This window comes from Vibrio sp. 10N.286.45.E10 (assembly GCF_002874195.2).
Taxonomy (GTDB): domain Bacteria; phylum Pseudomonadota; class Gammaproteobacteria; order Enterobacterales; family Vibrionaceae; genus Vibrio; species Vibrio crassostreae.
The window spans coordinates 1,042,130-1,061,422 of sequence record NZ_MCWD02000001.1 but is presented as its reverse complement, the minus strand read 5'-3'; the positions used below and the strand labels follow the sequence as shown (position 1 = coordinate 1,061,422).

15 protein-coding genes are annotated in these 19,293 nt (G+C 44.0%); 5 read left to right on the top strand and 10 right to left on the bottom strand.

The features are described 5' to 3' along the window. Positions 1 to 108 precede the first annotated feature (108 nt). The 4 genes from BCU34_RS04675 to BCU34_RS04660 form a co-directional block, all read right to left on the bottom strand. On the bottom strand, positions 109 to 1,161 hold the full coding sequence (locus tag BCU34_RS04675; RefSeq protein ID WP_102478496.1) for a YcjF family protein: 1,053 nt from the start codon (positions 1,159 to 1,161) through the stop codon (positions 109 to 111). A 14-nt stretch (positions 1,162 to 1,175) separates the two neighbouring features. Beyond that, positions 1,176 to 2,549 (bottom strand): YcjX family protein, encoded by a 1,374-nt coding sequence (locus BCU34_RS04670; RefSeq protein ID WP_102478497.1) that lies wholly within the window; start codon positions 2,547 to 2,549, stop codon positions 1,176 to 1,178. A gap of 211 nt (positions 2,550 to 2,760) precedes the next feature. Then, complete coding sequence (locus BCU34_RS04665) at positions 2,761 to 2,946, bottom strand: hypothetical protein (protein ID WP_004734731.1); 186 nt, start codon at positions 2,944 to 2,946, stop codon at positions 2,761 to 2,763. 163 nt (positions 2,947 to 3,109) lie between these two features. Then, positions 3,110 to 4,627: a fumarate hydratase gene (locus BCU34_RS04660; protein ID WP_009847029.1), complete on the bottom strand. Its 1,518-nt coding sequence runs from the start codon at positions 4,625 to 4,627 to the stop codon at positions 3,110 to 3,112. A 244-nt stretch (positions 4,628 to 4,871) separates the two neighbouring features. Here BCU34_RS04660 and pabB point away from each other — a divergent pair, with 244 nt between their 5' ends. Further along, positions 4,872 to 6,251 carry an aminodeoxychorismate synthase component I gene (pabB, locus tag BCU34_RS04655; protein ID WP_102478498.1) on the top strand — a complete coding sequence of 460 codons (1,380 nt, stop codon included), beginning with the start codon at positions 4,872 to 4,874 and terminating at the stop codon, positions 6,249 to 6,251. Positions 6,252 to 6,412: 161 nt separating this feature from the next. Here the strand turns inward: pabB and BCU34_RS04650 are convergent, their stop codons facing one another. From BCU34_RS04650 to BCU34_RS04640, 3 genes are all read right to left on the bottom strand, one after another. Further along, positions 6,413 to 8,131, bottom strand: a complete 1,719-nt coding sequence (locus BCU34_RS04650) for an ATP-binding protein (protein ID WP_048664806.1) — start codon at positions 8,129 to 8,131, stop codon at positions 6,413 to 6,415. Between the two features lies 1 nt (position 8,132). Next, positions 8,133 to 8,675 carry a heme NO-binding domain-containing protein gene (locus tag BCU34_RS04645; protein ID WP_017065424.1) on the bottom strand — a complete coding sequence of 181 codons (543 nt, stop codon included), beginning with the start codon at positions 8,673 to 8,675 and terminating at the stop codon, positions 8,133 to 8,135. Positions 8,676 to 8,742: 67 nt separating this feature from the next. Next, positions 8,743 to 9,923, bottom strand: a protein-coding gene (locus tag BCU34_RS04640; protein ID WP_102479999.1) for an IS3-like element ISVisp1 family transposase whose coding sequence is annotated in 2 segments (ribosomal slippage) — positions 8,743 to 9,638 and positions 9,638 to 9,923 — 1,182 coding nt in all. Because the reading frame shifts where the segments join, the coding sequence is not laid out codon by codon here. Between the two features lie 326 nt (positions 9,924 to 10,249). Between BCU34_RS04640 and BCU34_RS04635 the strand changes: the two genes are divergently transcribed. The 3 genes from BCU34_RS04635 to BCU34_RS04625 all read left to right on the top strand — a co-directional run bounded on the left by BCU34_RS04635 (position 10,250) and on the right by BCU34_RS04625 (position 13,894). After that, entirely contained in the window at positions 10,250 to 10,849 is a 600-nt protein-coding gene (locus tag BCU34_RS04635) for a CoA pyrophosphatase (protein WP_102478833.1), read from the top strand. Positions 10,850 to 11,158: 309 nt separating this feature from the next. Next, a complete protein-coding gene (locus BCU34_RS04630) occupies positions 11,159 to 12,412 on the top strand; it encodes an aromatic amino acid transport family protein (RefSeq protein ID WP_048658418.1) in 1,254 nt (417 codons plus the stop codon). A gap of 120 nt (positions 12,413 to 12,532) precedes the next feature. Further along, complete coding sequence (locus tag BCU34_RS04625; protein ID WP_017060420.1) at positions 12,533 to 13,894, top strand: L-serine ammonia-lyase; 1,362 nt, start codon at positions 12,533 to 12,535, stop codon at positions 13,892 to 13,894. Positions 13,895 to 13,999: 105 nt separating this feature from the next. On the opposite strand, the gene BCU34_RS04620 is transcribed toward BCU34_RS04625, so the two are convergent. Beyond that, entirely contained in the window at positions 14,000 to 15,142 is a 1,143-nt protein-coding gene (locus BCU34_RS04620; RefSeq protein ID WP_102432745.1) for an amino acid permease, read from the bottom strand. 81 nt (positions 15,143 to 15,223) lie between these two features. Beyond that, on the bottom strand, positions 15,224 to 15,421 hold the full coding sequence (locus BCU34_RS04615; RefSeq protein ID WP_123923953.1) for a hypothetical protein: 198 nt from the start codon (positions 15,419 to 15,421) through the stop codon (positions 15,224 to 15,226). 446 nt (positions 15,422 to 15,867) lie between these two features. Between BCU34_RS04615 and BCU34_RS04610 the strand changes: the two genes are divergently transcribed. After that, positions 15,868 to 17,490, top strand: a complete 1,623-nt coding sequence (locus tag BCU34_RS04610; RefSeq protein WP_102478832.1) for a methyl-accepting chemotaxis protein — start codon at positions 15,868 to 15,870, stop codon at positions 17,488 to 17,490. Between the two features lie 131 nt (positions 17,491 to 17,621). On the opposite strand, the gene BCU34_RS04605 is transcribed toward BCU34_RS04610, so the two are convergent. Continuing rightward, complete coding sequence (locus BCU34_RS04605) at positions 17,622 to 19,112, bottom strand: SulP family inorganic anion transporter (protein ID WP_102478831.1); 1,491 nt, start codon at positions 19,110 to 19,112, stop codon at positions 17,622 to 17,624. Between the last annotated feature and the right edge of the window lie 181 nt (positions 19,113 to 19,293).

Genomic DNA, 19,293 nt, shown 5'->3' with positions numbered 1-19,293 from the left:
AGGTGTCAGGATAAGTTGACAGTAGTGTGGATTAAGCTCTGAGTTCAGTCAAGAAGAAGAGTAAACATATGTTTACTCTTCTTCTCAAACTATTGACCTTTCAAGGCTTTATTTGAGAGTAATACGCTTTATTTCTGAAAGGACGGCTTTGCGGAGGTCTGCCAGTTTTACTTTTCGTTCGTTATGCCAAGGCATAGGACGCAGTAATGTCATGGCTTTTAAGCCCAGTCTCGCCGTAAGGATACCGACACCTAGCCCCTGCCCTGCTCGAGCTGAGACTTTGCCTGCAAGGTCCATCGAGACGAGATCCATGCTCGCATCAATCGCGAGTTCACTGGCTCCTGCAGCAGCCATGTTGATTAACACCAGTTTAAATAGCTTAATACGAGACCAGTAGCCAAGCTCGATACCATACACATCAGCAAGCTTGTCTATCATGGTGAAATTACGCCACGCCACCAGCAACATATCAGCAGCAGCCAATGGACTCACTGCAACCAAAGCCGCCGATTCGGTTGAGAACTTAGTGACGATTTGAGTAGCCACTTTATCTTGCTGAGCAACAACCAACGCATCGTACATATCCAACACTTCTGCATCACTGTGTGCTGGGTTAATGCTGTTTTGCCACTTATCGTACGAAGGTGACTCAGCAATAATACCGCCTTGCTTGGCGATGTTTTCACAGAACGCTTTACCCTTGCCGACACTTTGGCTTTGCAAGAGCTCTTCACTCTGCTCTTGCACACTAAAGTGGTCTTTAAGCGAGCGCAGTTTCCATAGCTCTTTGCCTATTGCGCCTAAACCCAATGAAGCAATGGCAGCAATAAAGCCTGCCCAACCTAATGCAAGCCACTCAGCAGTTTGAATCGCGGTAATGACCGAATCAATTGCTTGCCATCCAACGAGGCCAGAAAAAGCGATCAATAGACCCGTTCCAAACCACTTCTTCTTTTTACTCGGTCGAATCACTTGTTCCAATTGCTGTTCAGCTTCACCATCAAGGTCGGTTTCCACTTGTGGCGCGACGGGTACAAACTTCTCTTGTACCGTAAATAGCTTTTGAGCACCCAAATCAGGGGTAACTTCACTCTTATCATGCTCGTCGAACGAGGTCTTCAACGGTTCATCAAAGACCTGCTTTGTTTTTAATTCACTCATTTTGATTGCCTCAATTACTTCAACTTGTCGCCAATGAGATACTCTAAAACCTTGTCGACTCTCAGATGCTGACAAGGCTCATCGGAGTGTTGCTCCATTGGCCTAAAGCTCGTGAAATCAAATTGGTTGGTTTCCCAATACTGTTTGTTCGGCAGTTTGCGCGGCACCTCACCCGGATACATGGTTTGAGGCTCGTTATTTAAAGTGACACCTTGCAGTGCTGGAACATTGTCTGAACCCGACGAAATATATCCCGCACTGGTCGCTTGAATAGACGCGATGCTCATACAACTCATGTCGATATGTTCAAACGCCGCCTGTTGCCAAGCAGGGTGTACCATCTGCTGTAACAGTGATACTAAGTTCGGATGTTGATCCGGTGTCACGTGATCGGCCTTGGTTGCGGCGAACAAAATCTTGTCGATCTTCGGCGCAAACAAGCGTCTTAGCATATTGCTTCGCCCGTACTTAAAGCTCTTCAATAACTGTTCTAACGCACCACGCATGTCCATGAAAGAGTCATAGCCTGCGTTAAGTGGTTGTAAGCAATCCACCAGCACGATTTGTCTGTCGAACGTGGCAAAGTGATTCTTATAGAACGCCTTTACGACCTTCTGTTGATACTCTTCATAACGCGCTTTTAAAACCGCATAGTTGCTGGTTTTCGAGAATTTACCCTCGGGCGCAGCACACGGGAAGAATTGCAGCACAGGCGCACCTTCAAGCTCACCCGGCAATACGAATCGACCCGGCTGTACCCAATGCAGTCCGTTACTTTTACAAGTATGAAGGTACTGGGTATAGCTATCGGCAATCGCGACCAGTTTCTTTTCGTCCGCTTCTGCTAGCAAATCGATATCACCACGCATTGCGTTCCACTGTTGCGAGTAGGTTTCTCTATCGCCTTTGAGTGCGGCGAATTGGGATTGGCTCCAAGTATCAAAGTCCATATCCTGCAAAGGTAAATCAAGTAGCCACTCACCTGGATAATCGACAATATCGAGATAAAGGGTGCTGTTTTTGCTCAGCAGCTTCTTTGCGCCTTTAGCTGGCTTATATTTGATGGCTAGACGAATCTCACTGACATCGCGCGTCGGCACTGGCCATTCTGGTGGCTGCGCATTCAAAGATTCCATCGCCTCATCATAAGAGAAGCGTGGGATCATCATGTTGTGTTGCGGGATGCGCTTTGCGCCAATAATTCTTCCATCTCTCGCTGATGCAAGTAGAGGCAGATTTTTGTGGGTAGACGTATGAAGAAGCTGATTAACCAGCGAAGTAATGAAGGCTGTCTTACCCGCACGAGAAAGTCCAGTGACCGCTACTCGAATGTGAGAATCCGTTCCTCTGCTTATAAAGTCACTCATTTCTTGAGTTAGGTGTTTCATTTGAACGACTCCGTGATAGTTAGGCTAGCTGATTATGATAATAGAGAGGCAAGCCTATGTTCTTTCCCTGTTGGGATAATATGTATGCTTTTGCTTGTTCTTTTACTAATAGTAATGAGTATGCAATACACATTCTTAATGCTAGATGAATAAAAGCCCCTGACTACATTCATAATCAGGGGCTTTAGAATTTTTCTGCGATATCCGACTCTTAATCGTCTTCAATCAACTTGTAGATAACAAACAGTGCAATCTCTGCGATTAGCCAAAGTGCACAGGTAATCGTCACGTATTTATTATCAAAGATACTGATCCCTTTCAAGATCAGGTCGTAGCCAACAAAAGCACCAATCACCACTGCCAAGATAATCTGTAGGATCTGAATAAAACGAGGCATTCCTCTCTCCTATATTCTTATATCAAACTATGTGTTTATCACTATATCATTGATAATATGACAAAAGTGCAGATAATGCTGCACTTTTGTCTTTAACTTTCTGTCAAAAATTGCAATTCAAACGCTGAAGCTAGCGCCTGTTACGACTTTTGACTTCGGTAAATTATGCTTTTTCAGCTTCAGCAATTTTCACTTTCCACGTGTCAGGGCCGATCTGGTGCGCGTTCACGCCGTTCGAGTCAACAGCAACCGTTACCGGCATGTCTTCAACTTCAAACTCGTAGATCGCTTCCATACCGAGATCTTCAAACGCAACCACACGTGCTTTTTTAATTGCTTTAGCCACTAAATAAGCTGCACCACCAACCGCCATCAGGTAAACCGATTTATGTTGTTTGATTGACTCAACCGTTGCAGGGCCGCGCTCTGCTTTACCAATCATGCCCATAATGCCGGTTTCTTCTAACATCATGTCGGTGAACTTATCCATACGAGTAGACGTTGTTGGGCCAGCAGGACCTACCGCTTCATCGCCTACTGCATCAACAGGGCCTACGTAGTAAATGAACTTACCTTTCAGGTCGACACCTTCTGGTAAACCTTCACCACTTTCAAGCATGCCTTGAATACGCTTATGCGCTGCATCACGACCGGTTAAGATCTTACCTGATAGAAGAACCGTTTCGCCGGTCTTCCACTCTTGAACGTCTTCTTTAGTAATTTCATCAAGGTTAACACGGCGAGTATTTGCACCTGCTTCCCAAGTAATATCTGGCCACTCTTCTAACTTAGGTGGTGTTAGCTCTGCAGGGCCGCTGCCGTCTAATGTGAAATGTACGTGACGTGTTGCTGCACAGTTCGGGATCAAGCAGACAGGCTTAGAGGCTGCGTGCGTTGGCGCTGTTTTGATTTTCACGTCAACCACAGTTGTTAGACCGCCAAGACCTTGTGCGCCAATACCCAGTTTGTTTACACGGTTGAAGATATCTAAACGAAGCTCTTCTTCAGCGTTCTCTGGACCTTTGTCGATAAGCTCTTGAATATCGATGTGCTCCATCAGAGATTCTTTTGCTAGTACTGCTGCTTTCTCTGCCGTACCGCCAATACCTATGCCTAGCATGCCCGGTGGACACCAGCCCGCACCCATGGTCGGTAAGGTCTTCTCTACCCACTCTGCAATATCGTCAGAAGGGTTCAGCATAACCATCTTAGTTTTGTTCTCAGAACCGCCGCCTTTCGCTGCGATTTGGATTTCAACTTTGTTGCCCGGAACCATATTAATGTGAACAACCGCTGGTGTGTTGTCTTTGGTATTAATACGCTTACCTGCAGGGTCCATTAGGACAGATGCACGCAATGGGTTATCTGGGTTGTTGTAAGCTTGACGAACGCCTTCATCAACCATCTGTTGTACTGTTTGATCCGTTTCCCACCTAACATCCATACCGATGTTCACGAAACAAGTAACAATACCCGTATCCTGACAAATTGGACGATGGCCTTCCGCAGACATACGCGAGTTGATAAGAATCTGAGCGATCGCATCTTTAGCTGCTTGGCTCTCTTCTTTCTCGTACGCTTTTTCTAGGGCTTGGACAAAGTCTAAAGGGTGATAATAAGAAATGTACTGAAGTGCGTCAGCGACACTGCTGATCACATCTTGCTTACGAATAACCGTCATTGCATGCCTCTTTATTGTTCTGGTTCCATGTGGGTTCACAGTTTGGCTATATATGCCAAATCGAATTAGGTGGTTTAGCTTTTTATTGTGTTGAGCTGTATTTAGTTGCTTTAGCAATCGCTTGCATAGCTTTAAACTAAACCACTTGGATTAATCAAGAACCCATTTTATTTTCAATTTATGATACTCTTGCTTCCTCTCACACGCCATGCAGTGATCGAACTCTTTGTCACAAATTAAACAAATGAATAACAACGAATTTCGCTCTATCCAAATCAAGCCGCTTGAATATCAATCAACTTTAGCTAAACAGCTGTTTTCCCATGTTGAAAATCTGCCGTGGGCAATGCTATTACGCTCCGCTTCAGAAAGCCACGTTGATAGTCGATACGATATTTTAGTTGCTCAACCCATCGCCACCTTCGAGACAATCGGTGCAAAAACGACCGTTAATGTTAATGAGACGTGCGAGGTTTCAGACTCTGATCCTTTCGAGCTACTCGACCAATATCAGCAACAATTATTGCCTGTGACTAAAGAGCATGCTGAGTTGCCATTCATTGGCGGCGCTTTAGGCTACTTTAGTTATGATTTAGGCCGCAGAGTCGAGACTCTGCCTTCACGCGCAAAGCGCGATATTGAAGCACCAGACATGGCGGTTGGCTTGTATGAATGGGCTGTAGTGATTGACCATCAATTAAAGACAGCTTGTATTGTCGGCAATAATATCGAACAACATCATGATTGGCTGATGCAGCAATTGGTTCAATCAAAGCCAACACACGCAGCCTTTGGATTAACCACACCATGGCAATCCAATATGAGCGAAGAGAGCTACGCCACCAAGTTCGATAGTGTTCAAGAATATCTGTTATCCGGTGACTGTTATCAGATTAATTTGGCTCAGCGCTTCAATGCCCAATACCAAGGCAGTGAATGGTTGGCTTATGACAAGTTAGAGCAGTACAACTCAGCGCCCTTTTCTGGCTTTATCCGTTTGGCCAACTGCGCAATCATCAGTGTTTCGCCAGAACGTTTCTTAGAACTCAAAGACAACGTAATTGAAACCAAGCCAATCAAAGGCACACGCCCGCGTTCTGACGACCACGTGATTGATGATGCTAACGCGCAGGACCTAGCAAGCGCCGATAAAGATCAGGCGGAAAACCTAATGATTGTCGACCTACTTCGTAATGACATTGGCCGAGTAGCAAAGCCAGGGACAGTTCATGTACCAAAGTTGTTCGATATCGAAAGCTTCCCTGCCGTGCACCACTTGGTAAGCACGATACGAGCAGACCTTGATGACCAATATTCTGCGACGGACCTCCTGAGAGCGTGTTTCCCTGGCGGTTCGATTACTGGCGCACCAAAAGTTCGCGCCATGCAGATCATTGAAGAGTTAGAACCACATCGACGTTCAGCGTACTGCGGCAGTATTGGTTACATCAGCCGAAATGGCAGAATGGACACCAGCATTACCATTCGTACCTTGGTCGCAGAGAACAACACGCTTTATGCATGGGCTGGCGGTGGTGTAGTATTTGATAGTGATTGTGCTTCTGAATACCAAGAAACACTGGATAAGCTAAGTCGAATTCTACCGGTACTTGAAGATTGCTAAACCTAGTGTCATTAACTGCTAGTTCCGCGACTTAATGACGAGTTCCGCAGCTTAACGGCCAGCAAAAGCTCTATATAAGAAGAAACCGAAGGATCGCAAGATCACTTCGGTTTTTTGTCTTTAAACTAGAGTACATAACTCACAACGCTTTATTGGCCCGTTTACGCAACCTTCACCGCAGAGACACCCCACTTCTTAAGCATCTCTTTAAGATCATTGGCGGTGTAAGGCTTACTCAAAATGTCATCCATTCCACACTGAATACAGCGTTCCCGCTCTTCAAGCGTCGTTCCGGCAGTGAGAGCAACTATAGACTTAGAATACCCTTTCTTTCTTAGCTTCTCTGTCGCTTCAAAGCCGTCCATAACGGGCATTCTGCAATCCATGAACACAATGTCGTATTCGTTGTCAGAAGCAAGCTCTAGCCCTTCGATTCCATTAGTGGCAATAGCAGGCTCTATCTCGTATTTGCGTAGCATTTGCTGGATGATGATCTGGTTCATCTTAATATCATCAACCACCAGCACTTTAAGCAGTGACAATTCCGCCTCTGACTCAAAGCCTTTAGTGACACTGTCATTCTCTGCTGGCACATCGACAACTTGAAGAGGAATCGAGATGGTAAAAGTCGTGCCTGAGCCAACAACACTGGTCACGCTAATATCACCGTGCATCAAACCTACTAGCTTACGACAGATGGCGAGACCAAGCCCTGTCCCTTCGTAGTTTCGGCTACTTGAATTATCCGCCTGAGTAAAAGGTTCAAACAGTGTCTTATGAGAGGATTGAGCGATCCCAACTCCAGTGTCCTCTACGGAAAAAATAAATTGGTCTCTCAACCATTTAATCTCAACGCTCACATGTCCTTTATCCGTGAACTTGATGGCGTTTCCAATCAAGTTTACGAACAGTTGAGTAATACGCTCTAAGTCACCATAGAAATGGCTCGGTACACCTTTGTCTACATCAACATCAAACTTAAGCTGCTTTTCAAGTGCTCGATTGGTAAAGATACTATCGATAGTATTTCTCAAATCATGAAGCGCGAACTTCTTCGGTATTAACTCCAACATTCCCGCGTTGATTTTACTGTAATCCAATAGGTCATTAATGATGGTTCTGAGAAACTCTCCAGATTGACTTAAGTTGTTCACTATTTCACGTTGAGAGCTATTCAGTTCGGTATCGCTAATCAATTCGGCACTACCTAGTAGGCCATTAAGCGGGGTTCTTAATTCATGGTTGATCATTGCGACAAAGTCACGCGTTGCTCTTTCAGATTCTTCTGCTCGTTTACGTGATTCAATGTTTCGATTGATAGCAAGCTGGTGGGTTAAGGCACTACAAATAAGGTCGGTAACTAACAACAGTTGGCTTTGGATGAATTCGAAATCTTGGTCTAATACCCTGACCTTCACAATTAACGCGCCGACTATGACCTTTTCAACCTCTAATGGCACGGTAAGGTGGTTGCCTTGCCAATGAGGCTCTTGAATATCTTGCTCTATCACCTCGACGGTTTCGTCACCATAGTCATAAGTGTGTAATTGAGGGAGCAGCTTGGGAGGCAAAATCAAACGACTGGCTTCAATCAGATAACTGTTGGTCACACTTGTCGTCAATTGTGACAACATGACGTCATCAAGATCATTACTCAGAAAAGCGCGTCCGAAATCAATCAACAGGTTGTCGATTTGTTCTTGGAATTCAATGCGACGTATGTTTGCATTGGAACGCTTCTCTAACTGACGCAGTGCAAGCTCGAGTTGTTGGTTGGCCTCAAAAAGTTCAAGGCTCTTTTGTTCCAACAAAGCTTCTGCTGCTTTTCGCGCAGCAATTTGGCGTTTAAGTTTTTTCTCTAGGGCTGAGGCCGGATCCATATCACTTTTCTACTTTGAGATTAAACCTAACCACGCTCTGGTCATCATTTTGTGGCGTCATCTCCACCGCAATAGATTCACCGTGGTATTCAGCGCACCCTTCGATAAGCCCTAAACAAACATGAGACATACATCTTGCGCTTTTGTAGTCAAAAACAAGTTGTGCTTCGGTCGTGGTGATAAAACTGAATTCAGGTGGCTCAGCATCTGGATAAAGCTTCTTCACTTCAACGTGAATGTAGCGCTCTACGTGCTGAATAAATTGAAAGGTGGTATTGCTGTGAGCAAGGCTCGCTTTATTCGGCAATGAGGCTAATAAGTTCTTAAATACGGACTGCCCGAAAACGCGTTGCAAGCTTGCTGCATCTATATCGGTTTTTTTGCTCAGATTAATGATGAGTTTAACCAGATCTTTGTGGTCGTAACTTCCGACAGATGTGTAGATCCCTTCATCTTCTGACATCTCTAGAACTTCTTCCAAAAGCTCTAACCCAAACTTGTCTTCAACAAGCTCTAAAAATTCGGTGAATATGATTCCTTTCATCTCATACCTTTTCTTCTATTTCTTTTTAGAATGATCTTCACCCGATAAAATGGACACCCTATTCTCTTTAACCCGTCACGACTTCATACTCATGTGGGGTTCGATATCCGAGACTTGAGTGCAGTCTATAACGGTTATAAAAATGCTGGATATAACCGGCAAGTTTATCTCTAAGCTGCTTCTCACTTTTAAAACTATTTTTCCTAATTATGTCGCCTTTGAGCGTATGGAAGAATGACTCCACCTCCGCATTATCGGTGCAATGACCTGGACGGTTCATACTTGGGACAATTCCATTTTTTGATAATAAAGCTTGAACTTCATGGGCTCGATATTCAGAGCCTCTGTCGGTATGAAACAATAAGCGCTCTTGTGGCTTTCGATTTCTAATGGCCATTCTCAACGAACTCATCGTTAGCTGTGTACTCTTCTTACTACCAAGCGACCAACCGACGATTTTACGTGAGTAAAGGTCGATAACGACGGCTAGATACATCCAACGTTTACCTTGCTTTATATACGTTAGATCTCCAGACCATTGTTGATTAACTGCCGTTGGTTTTGGTGTGTCTTTTTTAATATTCTTAATCGATTGATAGAACCGATGTAGCTTGGCCATTTTCATGTAAATGCGATAACTTCGTGCTCTTAGCCCTTGCTCTCTCATGATCCGAGCCACACGCTTGCGGCTAACCAAAACGCCTTGGCGCCTCAGTTCTGCATGAACTCGTGGGCTGCCGTAAGTCTCTCGACTCTGGGTAAACACTTTAATTATACGCTTCTTCAAAGCCTGCTCTTCTTGATCGTAGCGGCTTGGTTCTCTATCAAGCCATGCGTAGTAACCCGACTTAGAAACAGATAGAAAACGGCACATCAATACAATGGAATAACGCGTTTTGTAATGGGCTATGAATCGGAATTTTGTCGATTTTCTTGGGCAACGAATCGTTGCCACTTTTTTAGCAAGTCATTCTCGAGCTTAAGTTGTTCATTCTGACGTTCGAGCTCTGCAATCCGACTAGACTCAGTTTTCTGGCTCGGGATCTGAGTCCTTTTCTTACGTTTATCTTCCATAATAACCCCTTCTCTATAGTCCTTTCGCCATTTAGAGAGCATATAAGGGTGGATATCTAATGATAGCGCCACGCTTTTAACTGTAGCTCCTTCTCGAAGCGAAAGTCGGACAGCAGTTACCTTAAATTCCGTAAGATATTGTTGAGTTTTTTTACCTGATTTATAAGCTGGCATAAACACCTCCAATTACTATTAAAGGTGTCCACTAGATCGGGTCAACTACAGAATGGTTCACTAAGTCATTGTTATCAAATTCTTAAACACAAAATCTACGCTTCGTAACCCAATTTTATGACATGGGTAACGCTTACTCGCAGATGCGTACATATTGAATATAGCAAAAACCGGCATTTTAAGGATGTCAGTCACAACGTGGCCCTTAATTACGCCTAGTTAATAGCTAAACTAAAGGTAAGTAAATGAAGACACACTCAAAATTGGTAATCAGCCCACGGTTATGTCTATACTTAAAATCATAATAATCAATATATTGGCTTGATATGAATAAAGAAAACTTCCTTCAACAATTCCAACTAAACCCTACCGTTGGCTATCACCCAGAGTCAGTAGAGCGTGTTTCGCATATCAGTGGCGATCAATTACGTAAAGCGGCAGTGGTGGTAGGTTTAGTTGAAAGAGAAGATGGTTTACATGTCATTTTTACTAAAAGAGCCGCTCATTTAAAGCATCATCCTGGCCAAGTCAGTTTTCCTGGCGGTAAACATGAACTCTCTGACCCTTCTATGCAATTTACTGCACTTAGAGAGCTCCATGAAGAGGTAGGAATTCGATCGGATCAAGTTAAAATTGTTGGGCAATTACCCGCTTTGAGTACTATTAGTAAATTTTCTGTGACACCGATTGTTGCTCTGGTCGATCCTGACTATGAAGCCATCATCGATGAGAATGAAGTTGCCTCTATTTTTGAGGTGCCAGCCACCTATGTTTTAGACCAAGCCAAGCTACACAGCCACACTATTAACTTCAAACAAATCAAGCATCGTGTTTTTGCGATGCCCTTCCAAGAGCACCTAATTTGGGGCGTTACGGCGCAAATTATCCAATCGCTGCAGCAGCATGTAGTGCAACAAATTACATAGCAACTACGTTTTGTTTAATCTCTGTTAACAAATCGCAAGCTTTGTATGGAACAGAATTATTAATGCAATTTTACGCAAACGTTTACTTGCTATAGATCTATACAACCCGCCCTTTCGCATAAAAAAAACTAATACCAAGCATAAACATAAATCACCTGTGGCACGCTATTTTCGTGATCAAAAATCCGTTTTTCGCATATCATGTGACACGCCGTTTCATTACATGATTTAGATCTATTTTTTGTAGAAGAAAATTCTGCAGAATTAGCCCCGACTTATTTCCTGTTCCCAAAAAATGAGTAATTTAACATGAACACAACAACTTCTTCGGCAAATGCCGTTAAAGATTCAAGCAAGTTTAACTATAAAGATTTTACCTGGTGTTTATCACTATTCGGTACAGCAGTTGGTGCTGGCGTACTATTCCTTCCAATCAAAGCTGGTGCGGGTGGTTTTTGGCCATTAGTTATCCTAGCTTTAATCGCGGCACCAATGACTTGGTTCGCACACAAATCTCTAGCTCGTTTCGTACTGTCTGCTAAAAACCCTGAAGCTGATATTACAGACACAGTTGAAGAGCACTTCGGTAAGACTGGCGCAAACATTATTACTTTTGCTTACTTCTTCGCTATCTACCCGATCGTTCTTATCTACGGTGTTGGTATCACAAATACGGTTGATTCTTTCCTAGTAAACCAAATGGGTATGGAATCTATTCCACGTCCTCTTCTTTCTGGTGCACTTATCCTTGCTATGACAGCAGGTGTTGTATTCGGTAAAGAGCTGATGCTTAAAGCAACGTCAGCAATGGTTTACCCACTAGTATTCATCCTACTAGCGCTATCTTTCTACCTAGTTCCTGATTGGAACACTTCAATGATGGACGTAAGCCCAGAATGGTCAACAATGCCTTCTATTATCTGGCTTGCTATTCCAATCATCGTGTTCTCTTTCAACCACAGCCCAATCATTTCACAGTTCTCGAAAGAGCAACGTCGTGTATACGGTGAAGACGCAGTTAAGAAAACTGACCAAATCACTGGCGGCGCAGCAATGATGCTTATGGGCTTTGTAATGTTCTTCGTATTCTCTGTAGTGCTTTCTCTATCTCCAGAGCAACTAGCAACAGCACAAGCACAGAACATCTCTGTTCTTTCTTACCTAGCTAACGTACATGAGTCTCCACTTATCTCTTACATGGGTCCTCTAGTAGCGTTCGCAGCGATTACTTCAAGCTACTTCGGTCACTTCCTAGGTGCTCACGAAGGTCTTGTTGGTCTAATCAAGTCTCGCTCTGGTTCTTCAATCTCTAAGATTGAGAAAGCTTCTCTAGCGTTCATCGTTGTTACAACTTGGATTGTTGCGGTAGTTAACCCAAGCATCCTAGGTATGATTGAAACAATGGGTGCTCCAATGATTGCAGCTATCCTGTTCCTAATGCCTGTATTCGCAATGAACAAAGTACCAGCAATGGCTAAGTACAAAACTTCAGCACCTGTACAAATCTTTACAGCTTTATGTGGTCTAGCGGCTATTAGTTCTGTAATCTACGGCGCTCTTTAATCTCAAGCCCTTTTTATAAGATGACATCCATCTTATATCGCGAGATTAAACAAAAAATATAATGATAATAAATGAGCCTCCCTACTCCCCTTGGGAGGCTCTCTTTTTGAGGTAATCGCTATGATTAGTGTATTTGATATCTATAAAATCGGTGTTGGTCCATCGAGCTCACACACAGTTGGACCAATGAAAGCGGGTAAAGAGTTTATTGATGACCTACGTTCAATGGGAAAATTGCGCGACATCACTAAAATCACCGTGGACGTATATGGATCACTATCACTGACAGGGAAAGGTCACCACACAGATATCGCAATCATCATGGGTCTTGCTGGCAATACTCCTGAGCGTGTTGATATCGATTCTATTGCAGGCTTCATTGCTCGCGTAGAAGAAACTGAGCGCCTTCCTGTTGGCATGCACTGTCATACAGTATCGTTCCCACGTGATGGCGGTATGAACTTCCACACTAGCAACCTTTCTCTACACGAGAACGGCATGAGCATCCATGCATGGGTTGGTGACGAAGTTGCATACTCAAAAACGTACTACTCAATTGGTGGCGGTTTTATCGTTGACGAAGAGAACTTCGGCAAAGAAGAAGAAAACCCAATCAAAGCACCTTACGAATTCACTACAGCTGAAGAGCTGGTTAATCAGTGTAAAGAAAGCGGTCTTTCTATCAGTACACTGGTTATGAAAAACCAAGCAGCATTCCACTCAGACGAAGAGTCTCGCACTTACTTCGCTAACATCTGGAAAACGATGCGTGAGTGTATGGATCGCGGTATGAATACTGAAGGTATCCTGCCTGGTCCACTGCGTGTACCTCGTCGTGCAGCAGCACTTCGCCAACAGCTAATGACTTCAGAAAAAACAACTAACGACCCAATGTCGGTTGTTGACTGGGTAAACATGTTTGCTTTCGCAGTAAATGAAGAAAACGCAGCTGGCGGTCGTGTAGTAACGGCACCAACAAACGGCGCATGTGGCATCATCCCTGCGGTATTGGCTTACTACGATAAGTTCATCCAAACAGTGACAGAGAAAGATTACATCCGTTACTTCGCTGCTTCTGGCGCGATCGGTGGTCTTTACAAGCGTAACGCTTCTATCTCTGGTGCTGAAGTTGGCTGTCAGGGTGAAGTTGGTGTGGCATGTTCTATGGCTGCTGCTGGTCTTGCTGAGCTTATGGGTGGTAGCCCTGAGCAAGTATGTATGGCTGCAGAAATCGGCATGGAGCACAACCTAGGTCTAACGTGTGACCCAGTTGCTGGCCAAGTACAAGTACCATGTATCGAGCGTAACGGTATTGCAGCAGTTAAAGCAATTAACTCGACTCGTATGGCACTTCGTCGTTCTTCTGCTCCTACTGTTTCTCTAGATAAAGTTATCGAAACGATGCTAGAAACAGGTAAAGACATGAACGCTAAATACCGTGAGACATCTCAAGGTGGTTTGGCTGTTAAGGTTGTTTGTTAATCACTCTGAATTAATAAACCGATAATAAAAAAGGAACGCCGATGCGTTCCTTTTTTTGTAACTGAAATTGGTTGACTGATTTATTCACCCAACCAAATTGTTTTATTAAATCACTTGCGAGATAAGCAGGAAGCAACCAAACAACAATGAGAAAAGCATCATCGGCTTGCCACCTTCCGCGCTGTATCTATCTTCTGCTACTTTCATAAAGCGTTGCTTGTGAACCATCACCAGAGGAACGAACACAGCTAAGAACACTAAGATGATACCTGCGTAGTTCAACACTTGTAGGAACTTGTCTGCAGCAAGCAATGAACCTGCCAACGGTAAGATAAAGCTAATACAGTACGTTACTGCAGTATTTTGGTTGAACATGTCTTTGTTCTGGTTGAACAACGCCATCGCCACACCAAAGAAAGAGGTCAACAACGCCAACCCAGTGAAGGTAGACAGAACGTTACCCACCCAAGGAGATTGAGCCTCAAACGCCGCCATCAAATCGGATACGTTCTTAAAGCTTCTGAATTGCTCTTCACTCAAGTTACCCACTACCGCAAACAACCAGCACAAGTAACACACTAATGGGATCAGAGAACCGACGATCACCATGTTACGCAGCTGTTTGTCTGTCGCTTCGTGGTTGTAAGAAACTAAAGTTGGAATCACAACCATAAAGCCAAAGCTTGTAAACAGGATTGCACTGGTTTTGATTAAATCAACGTGGTCATGGCTGGTTACCTGCATCAAGTTTTCTTGAGTCATGCTCGGTGCCAAGAACGCCATGGTTGCAAACAAACTTGCAAGCATCACGAAGAACAATGCGCGGTTGAGTTTATCAATCACACCAGTACCACTTGCGACTACAGCGCCAGCAAGCAAGGTAAACACTATTTGGCTGGTAGTAGCGGTAATTTCGACGCCAAAGTTAGACAGTAACTTACTCAGCAAGTCACCTGCGCCCAGAATGTAAGCCATTAATAGACAAATTAATAACGCGTATAGCAAACCGTTGGTAAGCAACTGGCCTTGTTTACCCAAGGTTTTTCGGGCAATAGAGTTTAATCCTAGACCGCCACCCGCTTTGATGGTCGCTTCTAGAAGTAATAATGCTGCGTAAGTCGTACCGAAGCAGATCAGTACCATCAGCAGTGTGCCATAAAGCAATCCAAATTGAGCTAATACCATTGGGATCGCGAGCATACCAGCACCGAGAGCGGTACCAGCGATAATTAGGGAGCTACCCATCATTTTAATATTCATTATTTTTAACTTATTTGTTTAGTTTTTATAGGTGTGAGTCTTCGTGCATCAAGTGGATGACAAAGGAATTCAGATAGAAATAAAGTTATAAAACGAATAACAATAGGAGCGATAAGCGGTAAAGAAGCGTGCAGAGACGTTGTCGAACAGGGCGTTCAAAGGGGAGCTTGTCTTAAGAGAGGTAAAACGAGAAGCGTGAGTAAGCGTTAACTGATGTGGTGAACCTTCCGTAGGTTCAATAATCGGCGATGTAATCTTGAATTTCATGTATGTGTCCAATAATTGATTCACATTCCATAGTATTTGAAGCAGCGTATCCGTTGCTGCCCTACCTCTAGCATTAGAGATCTTCTCATCTTATCGAATGAGACTCGAAACACAACGCTATAACCACACTTTTTGCTATTAAATTGAACAAAATAGCTATCTGGATATAAGTTGACCACCAAACCTTCTAATACAATAATTTTCATTGATAAAAGACAAGCTGATAAATACATCTAGCCCATGGAACCCGAGACTCTCTCCTCTAACTAGAATCAAATTCACAACTCAACGTTATATTTTGACATAAGACATAACACAAACTTGCTACATCACAGAAACATAACCACAACCGGAGTATGGTCACACAATTCGCCATACCCCATAGGTGGTAGTGACTCTTACACGTACAGTATGCGCGTCATTAAAAAATAAAAAATTAATACCTTATGCGCTCAACTATAACCTTCAAAATTCTAGTGGCCCTCGCTATTGTGTTCACTTTTTTGCTAGCAATATCGACCTACTTTCAATATTCGCAGCAAAAACAACTTGTTAACTCTGTATTGAGTGAACAGCTTCATGATAAGGCAAGTAACTATTTCGATAGCCTTAATATGATGATGCTGACTGGCACAATGGCGCAAAAAGAGACCCTGCGTCAAAAAGCGTTAGCACAAGAAGGCATTGAAGACGTTCGTGTTTTGCGCGCTGACGCTGTAAGCAAGTTATACGGTCCCGGTAATGACAATCAAATACCTGTTGATGATATCGACAAGCGAGCGCTAGCAGGTGAAACGGTTATCGAACCCTTTGCTGCCGATTGGGGTAAAGGCTTGGTTATTGCTCTACCCATGAAGTCGAGTGAAGATTACCGGGGTACCAATTGCGTCGCCTGTCATATGGCACCAGAAGGCGAAGTATTGGGGGCAATTCGCCTTGAATACAACCTTAGTCATGTCAACTCGCTGATCAACACTCAAACCATGGCCGCTATTGGCATTATGACGGTGATCTCGTTTGCCGGATTTGTTCTTACGATGGGATTAATTCGCAAGATTATCGTGCGCCCTCTTCAACAGACTTCTCGCTTCATGACCCAAGTCAGCAGCGATAAAAACCTGTCCACTCGCCTGCCTGAACAAAGTAAGGATGAAATTGGCACGCTGGCTAACTCCATCAACTCGTTCATGGGCACCGTATCTGACAGCTTAGAAAAGGTACAGAATACTTCGCGCAAACTGAATGCGTCTGCCAACCAACTGACTAGCGTCGCGCAAATTACCGAGCAAGCCGCCAGCGACCAGCAAAGCGAAACCGCAGAAGTGCAACACAATGTCGAAGGGATACAGGCGCAACAAGTCAATGTAGAACAAGCCACTTTAACCGCTTCAGAACTCATCAATCACACCGCCGATGTAGCGTGTAAGAGTGCCAACCAAGCACACGACGCAAGCAGTGAGATAAAGAACCTAGTCAGCAGTATAGAAGAAGTGAAGCACAAGATACTGACACTCAATGAGCAAACCGGAGAGGTCTCTTCAATATTGAGTGTGATTCGTGGCATTGCCGACCAAACCAACCTTCTTGCATTAAATGCAGCGATTGAAGCGGCTCGCGCCGGAGAACAAGGTCGAGGATTTGCAGTAGTTGCTGATGAAGTTCGTCACCTAGCATCAAGAACCGCCGAAGCAACAGGCAGCATTGAGTCAATCATTCATCAATTCCAGCAAGGCAGTGAAGAGTCTCTGACTTCGACCGATCGCGTTTGCGAACAAGCCCATCAAAGCTCCAACGACATCGACGCACTTTCAATAGAAATGAATGGGGTGGTTGAAGAGATGAAACAGGTGCTAGCTCACGCACAGAATATTCAGCAGCAAACGCAATCCACCACACAAGCGACTCAAGATGTTCAACAAAAGGTTGAAACCATCACCTCTCACGCCGACAACACATCGCAATCTGCTGTTGAAACTCGCGACATCAGCAATGACTTAGAAGAGCTATCTGATCACCTTGAGTCACTGATTAATCAGTTTACTTTGTCGAGTACAAAGAAGAAGTCATAGATCGTCTATTCTCTTTTAATAGAACAACTTATAAATAGACTTTCAATCGCCAACAAAAAAGCGCTCAACAATGAGCGCTTTAACTTCATAACAATGTCTAGTTCAGGCTTTCAAAGTACCTTAAACCAAGATTAGTGCGTAATAGAAACCGCGGTTAAGTCTTTATGCTTGTGATACATCGCGTGTTTGACTATCAGATTCGCACTCACGCTATCCATTCCTGACACTTCAACATAAGCCCCTTTTTTACGGAACTTGAACACGACCTTATCAAGCGCTTCAACCGAGGTATTATCTAAGAATGACGCATCCGATATATCGATGGTCACTAAAGAGGTCGCGTTGTCATAATCAAATAGGTCGACAAACGCATCAGACGAAGCAAAGAAGACATGGCCTTTCACTCGGTGAATGGTGTGCATTTCGTTGGTCACGACTTCATCGGATATAAACACCATGGATTTGCTGGCATGTGCATAAAACAGAGCCGATAACACCACGCCAACCGCCACCCCAATCGCTAAGTTATGAGTAAACACCACCGCCACCACGGTCGCTAACATGGTTACATTAGTTGGAAGTGTGTGGTCTTTAAGCTCAACAATAGAACGCCACGAGAATGTGCCGATAGAAACCATGATCATCACAGACACTAAAGCTGCCATCGGTATCAGCTTCAACCAATCAGAAACAAACACCACCATTAATAACAAAACAACCCCGGCAATCATGCTGGATAATCGGGTTAAGCCACCTGATTTGATGTTAATGATCGACTGACCGATCATCGCACAACCCGCCATGCCACCAAAAAGGGAAGCCACGATGTTCGCAACGCCCTGCCCTTTACACTCATTGTTTTTATTGCTTTCAGTATCGGTCAGGTCATCCACTATTGTCGCTGTCATCAAGGATTCCAACAAGCCAACCAGAGATAGAGCAATCGAATATGGCAGGATGGTTGCAAGCGTCTCAAACGTTAATGGAATATTGGGAATTAAAAAGACAGGCAGTGAATCAGGAAGCTTACCCATATCGCCAATCGTTCTCACATCTAATCCGAACAACAAACTAATGACTGTCAGGGCAACAATCGCGACTAATGGAGAAGGTATTGCACGACCAAACTTGGGGAAATAAGGAAGCAGATAAATGATCGCCAAACCCAAAGCGACTAATACATAAACGCTCGAAGGGACGCTGACCAATTCAGGGAGCTGGGCCATGAAGATTAGGATGGCGAGCGCGTTAACAAATCCAGTAATCACCGATTTGGAAACAAAGTTCATCAGGTTACCGAGCTTGAGATATCCCGCCGCGATTTGAATAACGCCTGCAAGAAATGAAGCAGCAAGCAAGTACTCCAATCCGTGCTCTCTCACTAAGGTGACCATTAACAACGCCATTGCGCCTGTTGCTCCGGAAATCATTCCTGGGCGACTGCCAACCAAAGCGGTTACGACACAAATACAGAACGAAGCATATAGCCCTACTTTAGGGTCAACGCCTGCAATAATTGAAAATGCGATGGCTTCAGGGATCAAGGCGAGTGCAACCACAACCCCAGATAATGAATCTCCTTTGACGTTTGATAACCAGTGTTTTTTTAAATAATTAAGCATGTAATTCTCTTTTACTTGTACAGCCAGTCCTGCCTTGTTGAGACATAATCTGATCGACTGTTTTTCTTGAATGAGCGAGCGCTCGAAAAGTGCGGGTGTAGAGAGAATGCAGGGGTTAAGGCGGCGTAATTAACACGTAGATATTAAACTCCTCTTGTTGCTTTAGTGGGAAATTAAGAAG